Origin of the sequence: Serratia sp. BNK-23, from assembly GCF_047456145.1 — a bacterium.
Lineage (GTDB): Bacteria > Pseudomonadota > Gammaproteobacteria > Enterobacterales > Enterobacteriaceae > Serratia > Serratia nematodiphila.
The window spans coordinates 4,143,776-4,161,360 of the sequence record NZ_CP179900.1 but is presented as its reverse complement, the minus strand read 5'-3'; the positions used below and the strand labels follow the sequence as shown (position 1 = coordinate 4,161,360).

At 61.7% G+C, this 17,585-nt stretch carries 13 protein-coding genes; 7 read left to right on the top strand and 6 right to left on the bottom strand.

Going from position 1 to position 17,585, the window contains the following annotated elements:
- Positions 1 to 20: 20 nt before the first annotated feature.
- Complete coding sequence (locus ACMGF9_RS19865) at positions 21 to 1,217, top strand: methionine gamma-lyase (protein WP_031300382.1); 1,197 nt, start codon at positions 21 to 23, stop codon at positions 1,215 to 1,217.
- 37 nt (positions 1,218 to 1,254) lie between these two features.
- On the opposite strand, the gene ACMGF9_RS19860 is transcribed toward ACMGF9_RS19865, so the two are convergent.
- The 4 genes from ACMGF9_RS19860 to ACMGF9_RS19845 all read right to left on the bottom strand — a co-directional run bounded on the left by ACMGF9_RS19860 (position 1,255) and on the right by ACMGF9_RS19845 (position 7,691).
- On the bottom strand, positions 1,255 to 2,649 hold the full coding sequence (locus ACMGF9_RS19860; RefSeq protein ID WP_015376675.1) for an amino acid permease: 1,395 nt from the start codon (positions 2,647 to 2,649) through the stop codon (positions 1,255 to 1,257).
- A gap of 102 nt (positions 2,650 to 2,751) precedes the next feature.
- Positions 2,752 to 4,287, bottom strand: coding sequence for a histidine ammonia-lyase (gene hutH / locus ACMGF9_RS19855; RefSeq protein WP_015376676.1), 1,536 nt, complete (start codon positions 4,285 to 4,287; stop codon positions 2,752 to 2,754).
- On the bottom strand, positions 4,284 to 5,975 hold the full coding sequence (gene hutU, locus ACMGF9_RS19850; protein ID WP_015376677.1) for a urocanate hydratase: 1,692 nt from the start codon (positions 5,973 to 5,975) through the stop codon (positions 4,284 to 4,286). The genes hutH and hutU overlap by 4 nt, the downstream gene beginning before the upstream one ends.
- A gap of 375 nt (positions 5,976 to 6,350) precedes the next feature.
- Positions 6,351 to 7,691 carry an MFS transporter gene (locus ACMGF9_RS19845; protein WP_015376678.1) on the bottom strand — a complete coding sequence of 447 codons (1,341 nt, stop codon included), beginning with the start codon at positions 7,689 to 7,691 and terminating at the stop codon, positions 6,351 to 6,353.
- A gap of 327 nt (positions 7,692 to 8,018) precedes the next feature.
- On the opposite strand from ACMGF9_RS19845, the gene queE reads away from it, so the two are divergent.
- A complete protein-coding gene (queE, locus tag ACMGF9_RS19840) occupies positions 8,019 to 8,690 on the top strand; it encodes a 7-carboxy-7-deazaguanine synthase QueE (RefSeq protein WP_004932641.1) in 672 nt (223 codons plus the stop codon).
- A 30-nt stretch (positions 8,691 to 8,720) separates the two neighbouring features.
- Here the strand turns inward: queE and queD are convergent, their stop codons facing one another.
- Entirely contained in the window at positions 8,721 to 9,080 is a 360-nt protein-coding gene (gene queD, locus ACMGF9_RS19835; protein ID WP_004932638.1) for a 6-carboxytetrahydropterin synthase QueD, read from the bottom strand.
- 436 nt (positions 9,081 to 9,516) lie between these two features.
- Here queD and cysJ point away from each other — a divergent pair, with 436 nt between their 5' ends.
- The 3 genes from cysJ to ACMGF9_RS19820 all read left to right on the top strand — a co-directional run bounded on the left by cysJ (position 9,517) and on the right by ACMGF9_RS19820 (position 13,830).
- Positions 9,517 to 11,319 carry an NADPH-dependent assimilatory sulfite reductase flavoprotein subunit gene (gene cysJ / locus ACMGF9_RS19830; RefSeq protein WP_015376679.1) on the top strand — a complete coding sequence of 601 codons (1,803 nt, stop codon included), beginning with the start codon at positions 9,517 to 9,519 and terminating at the stop codon, positions 11,317 to 11,319.
- Complete coding sequence (gene cysI / locus ACMGF9_RS19825; RefSeq protein ID WP_044029664.1) at positions 11,319 to 13,034, top strand: assimilatory sulfite reductase (NADPH) hemoprotein subunit; 1,716 nt, start codon at positions 11,319 to 11,321, stop codon at positions 13,032 to 13,034. The genes cysJ and cysI overlap by 1 nt, the downstream gene beginning before the upstream one ends.
- Positions 13,035 to 13,095: 61 nt before the next feature.
- Positions 13,096 to 13,830, top strand: coding sequence for a phosphoadenylyl-sulfate reductase (locus ACMGF9_RS19820; RefSeq protein ID WP_015376681.1), 735 nt, complete (start codon positions 13,096 to 13,098; stop codon positions 13,828 to 13,830).
- A 55-nt stretch (positions 13,831 to 13,885) separates the two neighbouring features.
- Here ACMGF9_RS19820 and ACMGF9_RS19815 read toward each other — a convergent pair whose 3' ends face one another.
- Positions 13,886 to 14,956, bottom strand: coding sequence for an aminopeptidase (locus tag ACMGF9_RS19815; protein WP_076740960.1), 1,071 nt, complete (start codon positions 14,954 to 14,956; stop codon positions 13,886 to 13,888).
- 261 nt (positions 14,957 to 15,217) lie between these two features.
- Between ACMGF9_RS19815 and cysG the strand changes: the two genes are divergently transcribed.
- Together cysG and cysD are read left to right on the top strand one after the other, a co-directional pair.
- Positions 15,218 to 16,648 (top strand): siroheme synthase CysG, encoded by a 1,431-nt coding sequence (gene cysG / locus ACMGF9_RS19810; protein WP_085337438.1) that lies wholly within the window; start codon positions 15,218 to 15,220, stop codon positions 16,646 to 16,648.
- Between the two features lie 22 nt (positions 16,649 to 16,670).
- Positions 16,671 to 17,579, top strand: coding sequence for a sulfate adenylyltransferase subunit CysD (cysD, locus tag ACMGF9_RS19805; protein ID WP_004932620.1), 909 nt, complete (start codon positions 16,671 to 16,673; stop codon positions 17,577 to 17,579).
- Positions 17,580 to 17,585: the final 6 nt, after the last annotated feature.

The window sequence follows — 17,585 nt, the reverse complement described above, 5'->3', positions numbered from 1 at the left end:
CTCAGGTAAGGAGTTGTGTTATGTCCGCTACAGCAGTTGGCCACGACTTTGCCACCCGGGCTATTCATTACGGCTACGATCCTCAGCGGTATCAGGGGGCACTGTCTCCGCCGGTGTTTATGAGCTCTACGTTTGCTTTTCCCACGGCGGAATACGGCGGCGCCTGCTTTGCCGGCACCGAGCCGGGGTACTTTTACTCGCGCATCGCCAACCCGACGTTAAACCTGCTCGAGCAACGCATCGCCAACCTGGAGGAGGGGGAGGCGGCGGTGGCGTTCGCTTCCGGCATGGGGGCGATCACCGCGTGTTGTTGGACGCTGCTCAGACCGGGTGATGAGCTGATTGTCGACGAAACCGTCTATGGTTGCACCTTCAGCTACTTTCATCATGGTCTGGCGCGCTTTGGCGTCAAGATAACCCACGTTGATTTGACCCGGCCGGAGCGGTTGGCGGCGGCCATTGGACCGCGTACCCGCCTGGTGTATTGCGAAACGCCGGCCAATCCCAATATGCGTTTGATCGATATCGCCGCCGTGGCGGAGATCGCCCATCGGCATCAGGCGCTGTTGCTGGTGGACAACACCTACTGTACGCCCTATCTGCAGCGGCCTTTGGCGCTAGGCGCCGATATCGTGGTGCACTCGGCGACCAAGTACCTCGGCGGGCACGGGGATCTCCTGGCCGGGATCGCGGTGACGCGTCAGGCGTTGGCCGAGGCGATCCGTCTGGAGGGGCTAAAGGACATGAATGGGGCGGTACTGTCGGCGCAGGATGCCGCGCTGGTGCTGCGCGGGATGAAAACTTTGCCGCTGCGCATGGATCGTCATTGCGATAATGCGCAGCGCCTGGCGGAGATGTTGGCGGAGCATCCGGCGGTCGAGCGGGTGTATTACCCCGGCCTGGCGAACTTCCCGCAGCATGCGTTGGCGCAGCGGCAAATGGCGCGCCCCGGCGGCATGCTGGCGTTTGAGCTGCGGGGTGGCCTGCGTGCGGGCATTCGCTTCCTCAACGCGCTGCAGCTCATCTTGCGCGCGGTCAGCCTGGGCGATTGCGAAAGCCTGGCGCAACACCCGGCCAGCATGACGCACTCGGCCTACACGCCGGAAGAGCGGAAACGGCACCATATCAGCGAGGGGCTGGTGCGGCTGTCCGCCGGGCTGGAGGCGTTTGACGATCTGCAGGCGGATATCCTGCAAGCGCTGGCGCAGGCGCAATAAAAAAACCCGCCGCAGCGGGTTTTAGCCGAAGCGAGCGTTACATCTGTTGCGTCGCTGTGGTCACCGGCGAACCGCCGCCTTTTTTGCGTACCCACAGCCAGTAAGCCGCGGTGAGGAACGCGATCCACACCAGCCCGACGTACAGGGCGATGCGGCTCTCTTCGAAGTAGCCGAGCAGGCCGATGACGAACGCCATAAAGGCGGTCGCCAATGCCGGCGCCACCGGCCACCACGGCACCGGGAAGCTCAACTGACGCGTTTCTTCCGGCGACAGCGTGCGGCGCATGACGATCTGCGACAGCAGGATCATCAGCCACACCCAGACGGTGGCGAAGGTGGCGATTGAGGCGATGATCATGAAGACCTTCTCCGGGATCAGGTAGTTGAGCACCACCGCCAGTAGCAGGGCGACCGACATCACCAGCACTGTCATCCACGGTACGCCGCTGGCGGTCAGCTTGGTGAAGCTGCGCGGCGCCTGGCCGTCCTGCGCCATGCCGTACATCATGCGGCCGGCGCCGAAGATGTCGCTGTTGATGGCCGAAATGGCCGCGGTGATCACCACCACGTTCAGCACGTTGGCGGCGGAGCTGATGCCGAGGTTGCTGAAGATCTCAACGAACGGGCTGCCGTTCTGGCCGATGCTGTTCCACGGATAGATCGCCATCAGCACCGTCAGCGTCAGCACGTAAAACAGCAGGATGCGCACCGGTACGGCGTTGATCGCCTTCGGCAGCACTTTGGCGGGGTCTTTCGCTTCGCTGGCGGTGATGCCGATGATCTCGATGCCGCCGAAGGCGAACATCACTACCGCTAATGACGCGACCACGCCGCCGATGCCGTTAGGCATAAAGCCGCCGTGCTGCCACAGGTTGCTGATGCCGGTGGCGTGCTGGGCTTGCCCGAAACCGAACAGCATTACCGCCGCACCGCCGACGATCATCGCCACGATGGCGGCGACCTTGACCAGCGACAGCCAGAACTCCAGCTCGCCGAAAACCTTGACGCTGCACAGGTTGAGCGCGCCGATAAACAGGATGATGCTGAGCACCCAGACCCATTGGGCGACGTCCGGGAACCACAGCCCCATATAGATGCCGAAGGCAGTGACGTCCGCCAGGGCGACGATCACCATTTCAAAGGTGTAGGTCCAGCCGGTGAGGAACCCGGCCAGCGGGCCGAGATAGTGGCTGGCGTAGTGGCCGAACGAACCGGAAACTGGCTGGTGCACCGCCATTTCGCCCAGCGCGCGCATCACCATGAATACCGCCGCGCCGCCCACCAGGTAGGCCAGCAGCACCGCCGGGCCGGCCAGTTGGATGGCGCCGGCGGAGCCGTAGAACAGGCCGGTGCCGATCGCCGAGCCGAGAGCCATGAAACGGATATGTCGCGCGTTTAGTCCGCGTCTGAGTTGTGTTGTTTCGTTACGCATGTTGCTTCCCGTTAAGTGTTTGCCGAACAGGCACGCGCTGCCCGCGCCGGGTGGAACGCACCCGGCGGGGCAGAACAAACTGCGTGATTCAGTATGTGATGATTATGCCTGGCTAGGCAGCAGCGCCGCAGGCAGCAGCGATGTCAGGTGACCGGCCGCCAAGAGTTGGCTGGCGGCTTCAATGTCGGGGGCGAAGAAACGATCCTTGTCGTAGAAACTGACATGCTCGCGCAGCAGACGGCGCGCCTGCTCCAGACCTTCCGAGGTCTTCAGGCCGTTGCGGAAATCCAGGCCCTGGCAGGCGGCCAGCCACTCGACCGCCAGAATACCGCGTACGTTGTCCGCCATGTTCCACAGGCGGCGGCCGGCGGCCGGCGCCATGGAAACGTGGTCCTCCTGGTTGGCGGAGGTCGGAATACTGTCGACGCTTGATGGATGCGCCAGCGCTTTGTTTTCGCTGGCCAGCGCTGCGGCGGTGACCTGAGCGATCATGAAGCCGGAGTTCACGCCGCCGTTCTCCACCAGGAACGGTGGCAGCTGCGACATGTGTTTGTCCATCATCAGCGAGATGCGGCGCTCGGACAGCGAACCGATTTCGGCGAATGCCAGCGCCAGGTTATCGGCGGCCATCGCCACCGGTTCGGCGTGGAAGTTGCCGCCGGACAGCACGTCGCCCTGTTCGGCGAACACCAACGGGTTATCGGAGACGGCGTTGGCTTCGATCTCCAGCACCTCGGCGGCCTGACGGATCTGCGTCAGGCAGGCGCCCATGACCTGCGGCTGGCAGCGCAGGGAGTAAGGATCCTGCACTTTTTCACAGTTGCGGTGCGAGTCGGAGACTTCGCTGCGCGCGCCGAGCAGGTGGCGGTAGGCGAGGGCGGCGTCGATCTGGCCGCGCTGGCCGCGCACCTCGTGGATACGCGCATCGAACGGGCTGCGAGAGCCCAGCGCCGCTTCCACCGTCAGGCTGCCCGCCACGGTGGCGGCCGCGAACAGATCTTCGGCATCGAACAGGCCGCGCAGCGCGAAGGCGGCGGAGACCTGGGTGCCGTTCAGCAATGCCAGGCCCTCTTTCGCCGCCAGCGTCAGCGGTTTCAGGCCGGCTTTGGCCAGCGCTTCGGTCGCCGGCAGCCATTGGCCCTGATGGCGTGCCTTACCTTCGCCCAGCAGCACCAGGCTCATGTGCGCCAGCGGCGCCAGGTCGCCGGAGGCGCCGACGGAGCCTTTCAGCGGAATATGCGGATAGACTTCGGCGTTGACCAGCGCGATCAGCGCCTGGATAACTTCCAGGCGAATGCCGGAGAAGCCGCGCGACAGGCTGTTGATCTTCAGCACCATGATCAGGCGCACCAGATTGTCGTCGGTCGGCTCGCCCACGCCGGCGGCGTGTGACAGCACGATCGAGCGCTGCAGATTTTCCAAATCGTCGCGGGCGATGCGCGTCGAAGCCAGCAGGCCAAATCCGGTGTTGATGCCGTATGTGGTGCGGTTTTCTTCAACGATGCGCTCTACGCAGGCCACGCTCTGCTGGATAGGGCCGTAGGCGTTGTCGTCCAGCGTCAGCGTCACCGGATGTTGATAGACGTCGCGTAGCTGGGCCAGCGTCAGTTTGCCTGGGCGAATAGTCAGCGCTTTCATGCTTTTTCTCCTTGGGTGGCGGCAACCATCGGCAGGTTCAGGCCTTGCTCGCGGGCGCAGTCGATAGCGATATCGTAGCCGGCGTCGGCGTGACGCATGACCCCGGTAGCCGGGTCATTGTGCAGCACGCGGGCGATGCGCTCGGCGGCCTCATCGGTGCCGTCGCAGACGATCACCATGCCGGAGTGTTGGGAGAAGCCCATGCCGACGCCGCCGCCGTGGTGCAGGGAAACCCAGGTGGCGCCGCTGGCGGTGTTCAGCAGGGCGTTCAGCAGCGGCCAGTCGGAGACCGCATCTGAGCCGTCTTTCATCGCTTCAGTTTCACGGTTCGGGCTGGAAACGGAGCCGGAATCCAGGTGGTCGCGGCCGATGACGATCGGGGCGGACAGTTCGCCGCGGCGCACCATCTCGTTGAACGCCAGGCCCAGCTTGGCGCGCTGGCCGAGGCCAACCCAGCAGATGCGCGCCGGCAGGCCCTGGAAGCTGATGCGCTCGCGCGCCATGTCCAGCCAGCGGTGCAGGTGCTCGTCATCCGGGATCAGCTCTTTCACCATGGCGTCGGTTTTGTAGATGTCCTGCGGATCGCCGGACAGCGCCGCCCAGCGGAACGGCCCGATGCCGCGGCAGAACAGCGGACGGATGTAGGCCGGCACGAAGCCTGGGAAGTCGAAGGCGTTGTCGACGCCGGTTTCTTTCGCCATCTGGCGAATGTTGTTGCCGTAGTCGAAGGTCGGCACGCCCATCTGCTGGAACGCCAGCATGGCTTTGACGTGATCGGCCATCGATTGCTTGGCGGCGGCGACCACTTTGGCCGGCTCGGTTTGCGCGCGCTGGCGATACTCTTCCCAGCTCCAGCCCTTCGGCAGGTAGCCGTTCAGCGGATCGTGGGCGCTGGTCTGGTCGGTGACCATGTCCGGGCGCACGCCGCGGCGCACCAGCTCAGGCAGGATTTCCGCCGCGTTGCCGCACAGAGCGATGGAGATGGCTTTGCCTTCTGCGGTGTATTTTTTGATGCGGGCCAGCGCGTCGTCCAGATCTTTGGCCTGCTCATCGACGTAGCGGGTTTTCAGACGGAAATCGATGCGGCTCTGCTGACATTCGATGTTCAGCGAGCAGGCGCCCGCCAGCGTCGCAGCCAGCGGTTGCGCGCCGCCCATGCCGCCCAGACCGGCGGTCAGCACCCAACGCCCCTGCAGACTGCCGTCGTAGTGCTGGCGGCCCGCTTCGACGAAGGTCTCATAGGTGCCCTGAACGATGCCCTGGCTGCCGATGTAGATCCAGCTGCCGGCGGTCATCTGGCCGTACATCGCCAGGCCTTTGGCGTCCAGCTCGTTGAAGTGTTCCCAGGTCGCCCAGTGCGGCACCAGGTTGGAGTTGGCGATCAGCACGCGCGGCGCGTTGCTGTGGGTTTTGAACACGCCGACCGGCTTGCCGGACTGCACCAGCAGGGTTTCGTCTTCTTCCAGCGTTTTCAGGGTTTCGACGATCTTGTCGTAACAATCCCAGTCGCGCGCGGCGCGGCCGATGCCGCCGTACACCACCAGCTCGTGTGGGTTCTCCGCAACTTCAGGATCGAGGTTGTTCATCAGCATGCGTAACGGCGCTTCGGTCAGCCAGCTTTTTGCGTTTAATTGTGTGCCGCGTGGCGCGCGTACATCGACATTGCGAACTTTGTTATTTGTAGTCACAGCATTTTCCTCAAACAGTATCGGTGCAGATTCCATGCCGCGGTGGGGATGAGTACCACGGCATAACAATGCGTAGGGCTTATTAACATATACTTGTATGTACAAGCATATGCAACACTGACCAGTTGCCGCTGAAAAGTGGCATAAGAAAAAGTTATTTTCTTTTTATATCAGGTTGATATGCGATTTTTTATCGCCGGTCTCAGATACGGAAAGCCGGAGAAAAGTGAGCTGTTCGGCAAAAATGAATTAAAATTGACTCATTTTTGGGCGGCTAGTCACAATATTTTTACAGACTGATTACAGTTGGCGGCGGAGGATAAACAAGCCCTATCACCGCAGGAAGAAAGCCCGCCGTGGGCGGGCTTGCCAGGCTCAGGCAGCCGGTTGCAGCATCGGCTTGCGGCTCATCTTGCACACCGTGGCGATGGCGGCGATCAGAGCCGGTACGCACAGGAACATCAGGATGCTCTGCACTTCCCACTGCATCGCCAGCAGTTGGGCGCCCATCATGGTGCCGGCGACGCCGCCGAAGCGGCCGATGCCCTGCATCCAGGCGATGCCGGTGGCGCGGCTGTGGGTCGGGTAGAAGGTGGCCGCCAGCGTTTGCAGCCCGGACTGCGCGCCGTTCATGGTGACGCCCATCAGGAAGATGAAGGCGCCCAGCAGCACGATCTGCTTGTCTTCGGTGGCCATCGCCACGATCAGCAGGGCGGTGACGACAAAGCCGCTCGAGACCACTTTGTGCGCATTCCAGCGGTCCATCAGCCAGCCGGCCACCAGGATGCCGAGCGTGCCGCCGAAGGTGAACAGCGAGGTGAGCATCGCCGATTGCTCCAGCTGATAGCCCAAGCCCTGCATCAGGATCGGCATCCAGCTCAGCAACACGTAGTAGATCACCAGCCCCATGAAGTAGGTCACCCACAGCATCAGCGTGCCGAGCAGGTAAGGGCGACTGAACAGCAGCCCGACGCTGGTCTTGGCCTGCGTCAGCTTCTCTTCATACAGGTAAAAACGCGTCACGCCGTCGAGGCTCTGGCTGACGAAGCGTTGCGCAATGCGTTTGATCTTCGCCGCATCCTGCCCGCGGTTGACCATATATTTGACCGATTCCGGCAGCAGCAGGATCAGCAACACCGTCAACGCCAGCGGCGCAATGGCGCCGAGCAACAGCACGCTGTGCCAGCCGTAGCTCGGGATCAGCCACGATGAAATGGCGCCGCCGCCGGCCGCGCCCAGCGGAAAGCCGCAATACATGGTATTGATCGCCAGCGAACGGCAGCGCTGCGGCGCGTATTCGGAGATCAGCGTGATAGCGTTGGGCATCGCCGCTCCCAGCCCGAGGCCGGTGAGGAAACGCCACAGCGTCAGGCTATTGAGCGAGCCGGCGTAGGCGGTGGCCAGGCTCGACAGGCCGAAGAACAGGCAGGAAAACACCAGCACGCGCTTGCGGCCGATGCGGTCGGAGATTGGCCCGGCTATCAGCGCGCCGAGCGACAGCCCCAACAGCGCGGCGCTCAGCACCGGCCCCAGATCCTGCTTCACGATGCCCCAGTCTTTGGCGACCGAGGGGGCGATATAGCCCATGGCGGCGGTATCGAAACCGTCGATGGCGAGGATCAGGAATCCGAGAATGATCAGTGTCCAGTGAAACAGCGAAAACTTGCTGTCGTCGATGGCCTGTTGAATGTTTAACTCGCTGGTGGAATGAGTCATGGCACCCTCTAAACGCAGATGTAGTCGTGATGAATAGTACGTGGCCGAAACTGATGCTCGGCTTGTGTTTGCTTGTATATACATCTGCGCGTCGGCGCTTTATGTCAAATATAATTATCTTATTTGTTAACTTCGTGTTGTTTTCTGTGGAGCAGGTTGCACCGTGGATGAAAGGCCTAAGACCGGTTAACAAATTAAATGAACGCCATTGGCGGTGAGATATGCTGGCGGCGGCGCGGAGGAAAAAATTTAATACAATTTTGGCCGTTTGGTCGCCGAGCCGGAATCTGCGATAATCGTTTTTTACTTTTCCAGATTGAGAAACCGATGCAGTACCCGATCAACGAGATGTTCCAAACCTTGCAGGGCGAAGGCTTTTTCACCGGCGTGCCGGCTATTTTCATCCGCCTGCAGGGCTGCCCGGTAGGGTGCAGCTGGTGCGACACCAAACATACCTGGGAAAAGGAAGCCCATCGGGAAGTCGACCTGCAACGGATCCTGGTCAAAACAGAAGAGAGCGACGCCTGGGGCAATGCCAGCGCCGAGCAGCTGCTGGCGGTGATGCGTCAGCAAGGCTACACCGCGCGTCATGTGGTGATCACCGGCGGCGAACCCTGCATCTACGATCTGGCGCCGCTGACCGAGCTGTTCGAACAGCACGGCTACCGTTGCCAGATTGAAACCAGCGGCACCCACGAAATTCGCTGTTCCGCCAACACCTGGGTGACGGTTTCGCCCAAGGTGAATATGCGCGGCGGCATGAAGGTGTTGGATCAGGCGCTGCGGCGCGCCGACGAGGTGAAGCATCCGGTGGCGCGCGAGCGCGACATCGAGGCGCTGGATGCGCTGCTGGCGACGTTGCAGGATGACAAGGCGCGCATTATCGCACTGCAGCCGATCAGCCAGAAAGAAGAGGCGACCCGTCTGTGTATTGAAACCTGTATCGCGCGCAATTGGCGGCTGTCGATGCAGACCCACAAGTATTTGAACATCGCCTAAAATCAGGGCGCCATTGCGGCGCCCTTTCTTTTAACCTTTATATACGCATCCCGCCGTACAGGTCTCTTTCACCATCACCGCCGTCAATTCCGGCAGCTGGGGCTTGAGCTGCTGCCAAATCCAGGCGGCGAGCACTTCGCTGGTGGGATTTTCCAATCCTGGAATATCGTTCAGATAATGGTGATCCAGCCGTTCCCAGATCGGGGAAAACACAGCCTTGAGCTCGGCGAAATCCATCACCCAACCGGTGTGGGGATCCACTTCACCGGTCACTTCCAGACGCACCATAAACGAATGCCCATGCAGACGGCCGCATTTATGGCCCTCCGGCACGTGCGGCAAGCGGTGTGCGGCTTCAAACTGAAAATCTTTAAACAGCGTGGTTGCCATTATTACGGCCTCATTGACTCAAAAACCGCCGCATAGTACCGGAAAGCGCGTCTGCTTGCCATTTATACCGTTATGGTCTACCGCCACGGCCAACGCGCCCGTTTAACACTTTTTTTGTTTGGTGTTTGCGGCACCTATCGGCTGGGGTTATGAGCCGAAATGTTGAACGGTGAAAAAACGATGAAAAAAAGCGCTTTAATTTCATCTGGATAAAAAACTTTGTTTAACGGTTTAAGCGTTATGCCTTACCAGAAAAACAGCTTAGTCATTTTGGTTATGATTTATTGCTATCCCTTATTTAATCGTTGCTATTCTGCTCGGTAACCTTACAAACTCTCCTGATCTTTTCCGCACACCCGACGCAGCGAAGAGACAGCGACTGACACTGGCGCGCGCCTGGCAGGAAAGGCGCTAAGTATAGGAAATAAGTACAGCAATGACGACTCAGGCTCCTCCAACATCTTTGCTCCCGCTGACGCCCGAACAGCTGGCGCGCCTGCAGGCGACGATCGGCGACTATTCGCCGACGCAGCTGGCGTGGCTGTCCGGTTATTTTTGGGGCATGGTCAATCAACAGCCCGGAGCCGTGGCCATTGCGCCTGTTGCCCCTGCGGCTGCCGCCGGCATCACCATCATTTCCGCTTCGCAGACCGGCAATGCGCGCCGCCTGGCGGAGCAGCTGCGCGACGATCTGCTGGCCGCCAATCTGAGCGCCACGCTGATCAGCGCCGGCGACTACAAGTTCAAGCAGATAGCTCAAGAGCGCCTGCTGGTGATCGTCGCCTCCACGCAAGGGGAAGGCGAGCCGGCGGAAGAAGCGGTGGCGCTGCATAAATTCCTGTTCTCGAAAAAGGCGCCGAAGCTGAATGATACCGCTTTTGCGGTGTTCGGGCTGGGCGACACCTCTTATGAGAATTTCTGCCAGTCTGGCAAGGATTTCGACGGCAAGCTGGCCGAGCTGGGCGCCGAGCGCCTGGTGGAGCGCGTGGACGCCGACGTGGAGTACCAGGAGCTGGCCGCCGCCTGGCGCAAACAGGTGGTGTCGGTGCTGAAGGCGCGCGCGCCGGCGGAAAGCGCCGCGCCGGGCGTGTTGGCCAGCGGCGCGGTCGATCTGATCGACAGCAGCCCGTACAGCAAGGAACAGCCGCTCACCGCCCAACTGGCGGTCAAGCAGAAAATTACCGGCCGCGCGTCGGATAAAGACGTGCGCCATATCGAGATCGATCTGGGCGACTCCGGCCTGCGCTATCAGCCGGGCGATGCGCTCGGCGTATGGTTCGATAACGATCCGGCGCTGGTGGACGAACTGGTGCAGCTGTTGTGGCTGAAAGGCGACGAGCCGGTCGAGGTGGAAGGGCAAACCCTGCCGCTGGCGCAGGCGCTGCGCAGCCATTTCGAGCTGACGCAGAACACCACGCCGATCGTCGATAAATACGCCGCGCTGTCGCGCGACGAAACGCTGATCGGCCTGCTGGCGGATAAAGCCGCGCTGCAGCAGTACGCGCACAACACGCCGATCGTCGACATGGTGCGCCAGGCGCCGGCGGATCTGAGCGCCGAACAGCTGGTCGGCCTGCTGCGCCCGCTGACGCCGCGCCTGTATTCCATCGCCTCTTCGCAGGCGGAGAACGAAAGCGAAGTACACATCACCGTGGGCGTGGTGCGTTACGACATCGACGGGCGCGCCCGCAGCGGCGGCGCCTCCGGCTTCCTGGCGGATCGTCTGGAGGAAGACGGCGACGTGCGGGTGTTTATCGAACACAACGATAACTTCCGCCTGCCGGCCAACCCGGAAACGCCGGTTATCATGATCGGCCCGGGCACCGGCATCGCGCCGTTCCGCGCCTTTATGCAGCAGCGCGACGCCGACGGCGCCGGCGGCAAAAACTGGCTGTTCTTCGGCAACCCGCACTTTACCGAAGATTTCCTGTATCAGGTCGAATGGCAGCGCTACGTGAAAGACGGCCTGCTCACCCGCATCGATCTGGCCTGGTCCCGAGACCAACAACATAAAATATACGTACAAGACAAACTGCGCGAACAGGGCGCGGAAGTGTGGCGCTGGATTCAGGAAGGCGCGCACATTTACGTCTGCGGCGATGCCAATCGCATGGCAAAAGACGTGGAAAACACATTACTGGAACTGGTGGCCGAGCACGGTGGCATGGATACCGAGCAGGCGGATGAATTTTTAAGTGAGCTGCGCCTTGAGCGCCGTTATCAGCGAGATGTTTACTGATGAGTGATAAACACCCCGGGCCTTTGGTAGTCGAAGGCAAACTGGCCGATGCGGAGCGCATGAAGAAGGAGAGTAACTTCTTGCGTGGCACCATCGCCGATGATTTGAACGACGGCCTGACCGGCGGCTTCAACGGCGACAACTTCCTGCTGATCCGTTTTCACGGCATGTACCAGCAGGATGACCGCGACATTCGCGCCGAACGCGCCGAGCAGAAGCTGGAGCCGCGCCACGCCATGATGCTGCGCTGTCGCCTGCCGGGTGGCATCATCAGCCCGCAGCAGTGGCTGGGCATCGACAAGTTCGCGCAGGAGAGCACGCTGTACGGCAGCATTCGCATCACCAACCGCCAAACGTTCCAGTTTCACGGCATTCTGAAAGGCAACGTCAAACCGGTGCACCAGCTGCTGAACCGCCTGGGGCTGGACGCGCTGGCGACCGCCAACGACGTGAACCGCAACGTGCTGTGCACCTCCAATCCGGTGGAGTCCGAGCTGCATCAGGAAGCCTACGAGTGGGCGAAGAAGATCTCCGAACACCTGCTGCCGCGCACCCGCGCCTACGCAGAGGTGTGGCTGGATCAGGAGAAGGTGGCCACCACCGACGAAGAGCCGATTCTGGGGCCGACCTACCTGCCGCGTAAATTTAAAACCACGGTGGTGATCCCGCCGCAGAACGACGTCGATCTGCACGCCAACGACATGAACTTTGTGGCGATCGCCGAAAACGGCAAGCTGGTGGGCTTCAACCTGCTGGTGGGCGGCGGGCTGTCCATTGAGCACGGCAACAAGAAAACCTACGCGCGCCAGGCCAGCGAGTTCGGCTACATTCCGCTCGAGCATACGCTGGCGGTGGCGGAAGCGGTGGTGACCACGCAGCGCGACTGGGGCAACCGTACCGATCGCAAGAACGCCAAAACCAAATACACGCTGGAGCGCGTTGGGGTGGACGTTTTCCGTGCCGAAGTGGAAAAGCGCGCCGGCATCACCTTTGCGCCGATCCGGCCGTATGAATTCACCGGCCGCGGCGATCGCATCGGTTGGGTGAAGGGCATCGACGATCAGTGGCATCTAACGCTGTTTATCGAGAACGGCCGCCTGCTGGACTATCCGGGGCGCCCGCTGAAGACTGGCATGGCGGAGATCGCCAAGATCCATAAAGGCGACTTCCGTCTGACGGCGAACCAAAACGTGATCATCGCCGGCGTGCCGGAAAGCGAGAAGACGAAGATCGAAGCCTTGGCGCGCGATCATGGCCTGATCGACGATCAGATCAGCGAGCAACGCAAAAACTCGATGGCCTGCGTGTCGTTCCCGACCTGCCCGCTGGCGATGGCGGAGGCCGAGCGCTTCCTGCCGCAGTTCGTCACCAAGGTGGAAGGGATCATGCATCGGCACGGGGTGGGCGACGAGCATATCGTGCTGCGCATCACCGGCTGCCCGAACGGCTGCGGCCGCGCGCTGCTGGCGGAGCTGGGGCTGGTGGGCAAGGCGGTCGGCCGCTATAACCTGCATTTGGGCGGCAACCGCGAAGGCACGCGCATTCCGCGCATGTACCGCGAGAACATCAACGAAGATGAGATCCTGAGCGAGATCGATCTGCTGGTGGGGCGCTGGGCGAAGGAGCGCAACGCTGGCGAAGGTTTCGGCGACTTCACCGTGCGCGCGGGCGTCGTCAAACCGGTGCTGGATCCGGCGCGAGATTTCTGGGAGTGAGGCCGGGCGGCCCCTGGGCAGAGGGGCCGCACAGATAATTTCAAGTATCAGGAGAGACAACATGGCTGAATTCGATCTGGCGGCGCTGAACGCGTTGCCCAAATCCGGGCAGGCGCTGGCATTGGCGGTGGTCAACGGCCAACTGGAGACCCTCAGCGCCGAACAGCGCGTTGAATGGGCGCTGGAGCATCTGCCCGGCGAGTTCGTACTCTCGTCCAGTTTCGGCATTCAGGCGGCGGTATGCCTGCACCTGGTGACGCGCATCCGGCCGGATATCCCGGTGATCCTGACCGACACCGGCTATCTGTTCCCGGAAACCTATCGCTTTATCGATCAACTGGCCGACCAGCTGAAGCTGAATCTGCAGGTGTTCCGCGCGGAGCAGTCTCCCGCCTGGCAAGAGGCGCGCTATGGCAAGCTGTGGGAGCAGGGCGTAGAAGGGATTGAAAAATACAACCAGATCAACAAGGTCGAGCCGATGAACCGCGCGCTGGAGACGCTGGGCGCGCAGAGCTGGTTCGCCGGCCTGCGGCGCGAGCAGTCCGGCAGCCGCGCCAATCTGCCGGTCCTGGCGGTGCAGCGTGGGGTGTTCAAGATCCTGCCGATCATCGACTGGGACAACCGCAAGATTTACCAGTATCTGACCGAACACGGGCTGAGTTATCACCCGCTGTGGGAGCAGGGCTACCTGTCGGTAGGTGATACACACACCACCCAGAAGTGGGAGCCGGGCATGAGCGAGGAAGAGACGCGTTTCTTCGGCCTGAAGCGCGAGTGTGGCCTGCACGAAGGCTAAACGGCGTGATTGACATGACAGGGCTCAGCAATGCTGGGCCCTGTTTTTTTGCGGGCTACTTTTTCTTCTGTGCTTTCGGCGGGTGCGCCTGCGCCAGCTCTTTGATCAGCGGTAGCAGGATCTGCACGCTGTCGCGGCTGCGTTTGTCGATCCGCCCCGGCAGGTAGCGATCCAGATACTGCAGATTGTCATACTGCGGACGGTGCCAGGTGATGCCCTGCGGGAAGTGCGGGCTGACGGCGCGCTGCTGGTAGCCATCTTTGTCGCCCAGCGACCAGTTGGTGGCCTCCACCGACAGCACCGGGATGCCCGCGGCGTCGAACACCTCTTGATCGGAGCAGCAGCCGGTGCCCTGCGGATGCTGTGCGCTGCCCGGATTGGTGGCGGCGGCGATGCCGTAGCGGTGGGCGATATCCAGCGCGCGATCGCGGGAACGCTTCGCCATTTGCGGCGGCGTATTGCGCCCGGCGTTGAAATACAGACGATCGCCGGTGATCAGGCTGTCGAGGTTGATCACCAGCACGGTGTTGCTTTTCTCTTCCGCGCTCATGCGTTGCAGGTAGTTCTGCGCCCCCAGTGAACCGATCTCTTCGGCGCTGGTGGCGACGAAGCGCAGGCCGTAGGCAGTGGGGATGTTCTTCAGGCGTTCCGCCAGTTCCAGCATCACACCGATGCCGGAGGCGTTGTCGTCGACGCCCTGCAGCGTCAAGCCGCCGAGGTTGTTATCCAGATCCTCGTCGCTCTGCGGCGTATAGGTGTCGAAGTGGGCGACGACCACGATCTGTTTTGGGTTGTCGCCGTTGCGGGCGGCGATCACCGAGCTGGCGGTGACGTTGTTCCAGTTCTTCTTGCCGTCTTTGCTGGTGTAGAGATAGCGCGTATTGACGCTGCGAATGTCGCTTTGGTAACCCATCTTGCTGAATTGCTGCTTCAGGTAGTCGGCGGTGAGCAATTCGGCCGGGCTGCCCGCCATGCGGCCGGGGAAGTAAGTGGCGATGTGGCGGGTCTGTTCGGCGGCGAAACGGCCCATTGGCGCGTCTTTTACGGGCTGTGCGGCACAAACGCTGAAGACGCCGCCGAGTGCGAGGGCCAGCAGGCTGGTCTTCAGGTAAAAACGGGAAAACATACCGAAAAATCCTTCTTTGCTATCGGCGCTGCCGATCATTTTTCTTCGGCACCCAGTATGAGACGCCGGACGGCATTACACAATTTCCCTGTCTCTTAATTTTCGCGCGAACGCGCAAACCGCCGCCGTGAGTATTACCGTTTGCCTCCTGCGTTGCGGCCTATATTCCATAAAGGAACTAATCATTCCTTTTCGTCATTTCAGAGGCTAAATCTCAGCCCGTATAGTCACACTATCTTTCTGTTATATGAAAAGGCTGTTGTGGACTATCTACCAATATTCGCCGACCTGAAACAACGCCCGGTGCTGGTCGTTGGCGGTGGTGACGTGGCGGCGCGCAAAGTCTCCCTGCTTCAGCGCGTCGGGGCTGAAATACGGATAGTTGCGCAGTCGCTCTCACCGGAACTGGAACAACAACGTCAGCAAGGGCGGGTGCTCTGGCTGGGGAAAACCTTTGATCCGCAGCAGTTGGACGACGTGTTTCTGGCGATCGCCGCCACGGACGACAACGCGCTGAACGCCGCGGTGTTCGCCGAGGCGGATAAACGCCGGGTGTTAGCCAACGTGGTGGACGATCAGCCGCGCTGCTCGTTCATCTTCCCGTCGATCATCGATCGCTCGCCGCTGGTGGTGGCGGTGTCGTCCAGCGGCCAGGCGCCGGTGCTGGCGCGACTGCTGCGCGAAAAGCTGGAGGCTTTATTGCCCGCCAGTTTGGGGCAGATGGCGCAGGTCGCGGGCCGCTGGCGCGGCCAGGTCAAACAGCGGTTGGCTTCGATCGGCGAACGTCGCCGTTTCTGGGAGAAAACCTTCGGCGGCCGTTTCGCCACGCTGGTGGCCAACGGCCAGACGGCGCAGGCGGAACGGCAGCTGGAGCAGGATTTACACCGCTTCGCCGCAGGCGATGAAGGCGCACAGGGCGAGATCGCCCTGGTGGGCGCCGGGCCGGGCGACGTGGGGTTGTTGACCCTGCGCGGGTTGCAGGTGATGCAGCAGGCGGACGTGGTGCTGTATGACCATCTGGTCAGCGGCGAGATCCTCGATCTGGTGCGGCGCGACGCCGAGCGCATCTGCGTGGGCAAGCGCGCCGGCGCGCACTCGGTGATCCAGGAAGAGACCAACCGGCTGCTGGTGGAGCTGGCGCAGCAGGGCAAACGGGTGGTGCGCCTCAAGGGCGGCGATCCGTTCATCTTTGGCCGCGGCGGCGAAGAGCTGCAGGTGGCCGCCGCCGCCGGCATTCCGTTCCAGGTGGTGCCGGGCGTCACGGCCGCCGCGGGGGCGACCGCCTACGCCGGCATTCCGCTGACGCATCGCGATCACGCGCAGAGCGTGACCTTTATCACCGGCCACTGCCGCCCGGACGGCGATGGCCTGGACTGGGCCGATCTGGCCCGGACGCGGCAAACGCTGGCTATCTACATGGGCACCATGAAGGCGGCGGACATCAGCCAACGCCTGATCGCCCACGGCCGCGACGCTGCGACGCCGGTGGCGGTGATCAGCCGCGGCACGCGCGCCGATCAGCAGGTGCAGATCGGCACGCTGGATCAATTGGAACACCTGGCCCAACGGGCGCCGTTGCCGGCGCTGTTGGTGATCGGCGAGGTGGTGGAACTGCACCACCAAATCGCCTGGTTCGGGCATCAATCGCAGACGGAAGGGGCCGTGCGCCCGGCCGTCGTGAATTTGGCATAGGCAAGGCTTTTAAGGACCTGTTATGGACGAAAAACGACTCACTCATTTGCGGCAATTGGAGGCGGAGAGTATCCATATCATCCGTGAAGTCGCCGCTGAATTCGCCAACCCGGTGATGCTGTATTCCATCGGCAAGGACTCTTCCGTGATGCTGCATTTGGCGCGCAAGGCGTTCTTCCCCGGCACGCTGCCGTTCCCGCTGCTGCACGTCGATACCGGCTGGAAATTCCGCGAAATGTACGAATTCCGCGATCGCACCGCGAAGGAGTACGGCTTCGAGCTGCTGGTGCATAAAAACCCGGAAGGGGTGGCGATGGGCATCAACCCGTTCGTGCACGGCAGCGCCAAGCATACCGACATCATGAAGACCGAGGGCCTGAAGCAGGCGTTGAACAAGTACGGTTTTGACGCCGCCTTCGGCGGTGCGCGGCGCGATGAGGAGAAATCGCGCGCCAAAGAGCGCATCTATTCGTTCCGCGATCGCTTCCACCGCTGGGATCCGAAAAATCAGCGGCCGGAGCTGTGGCACAACTACAACGGCCAGATCAACAAAGGGGAGAGCATCCGCGTCTTCCCGCTGTCGAACTGGACCGAGCTGGATATCTGGCAGTACATCTTCCTGGAAAAGATCGACATCGTGCCGCTGTACCTGGCGAAACCGCGCCCGGTGGTGGAGCGCGACGGCATGCTGATGATGGTGGACGACGATCGCATCGATCTGCAGCCGGGTGAAGTGATCAGCCAGCGCATGGTGCGTTTCCGCACTCTGGGGTGCTGGCCGCTGACCGGCGCGGTGGATTCGCAGGCGCAAACCCTGCCGGAGATCATCGAAGAGATGCTGGTCTCCACCACCAGCGAACGCCAGGGGCGGATGATCGATCGCGATCAGTCCGGCTCGATGGAGCTGAAAAAGCGTCAAGGGTATTTCTAAGGAGCC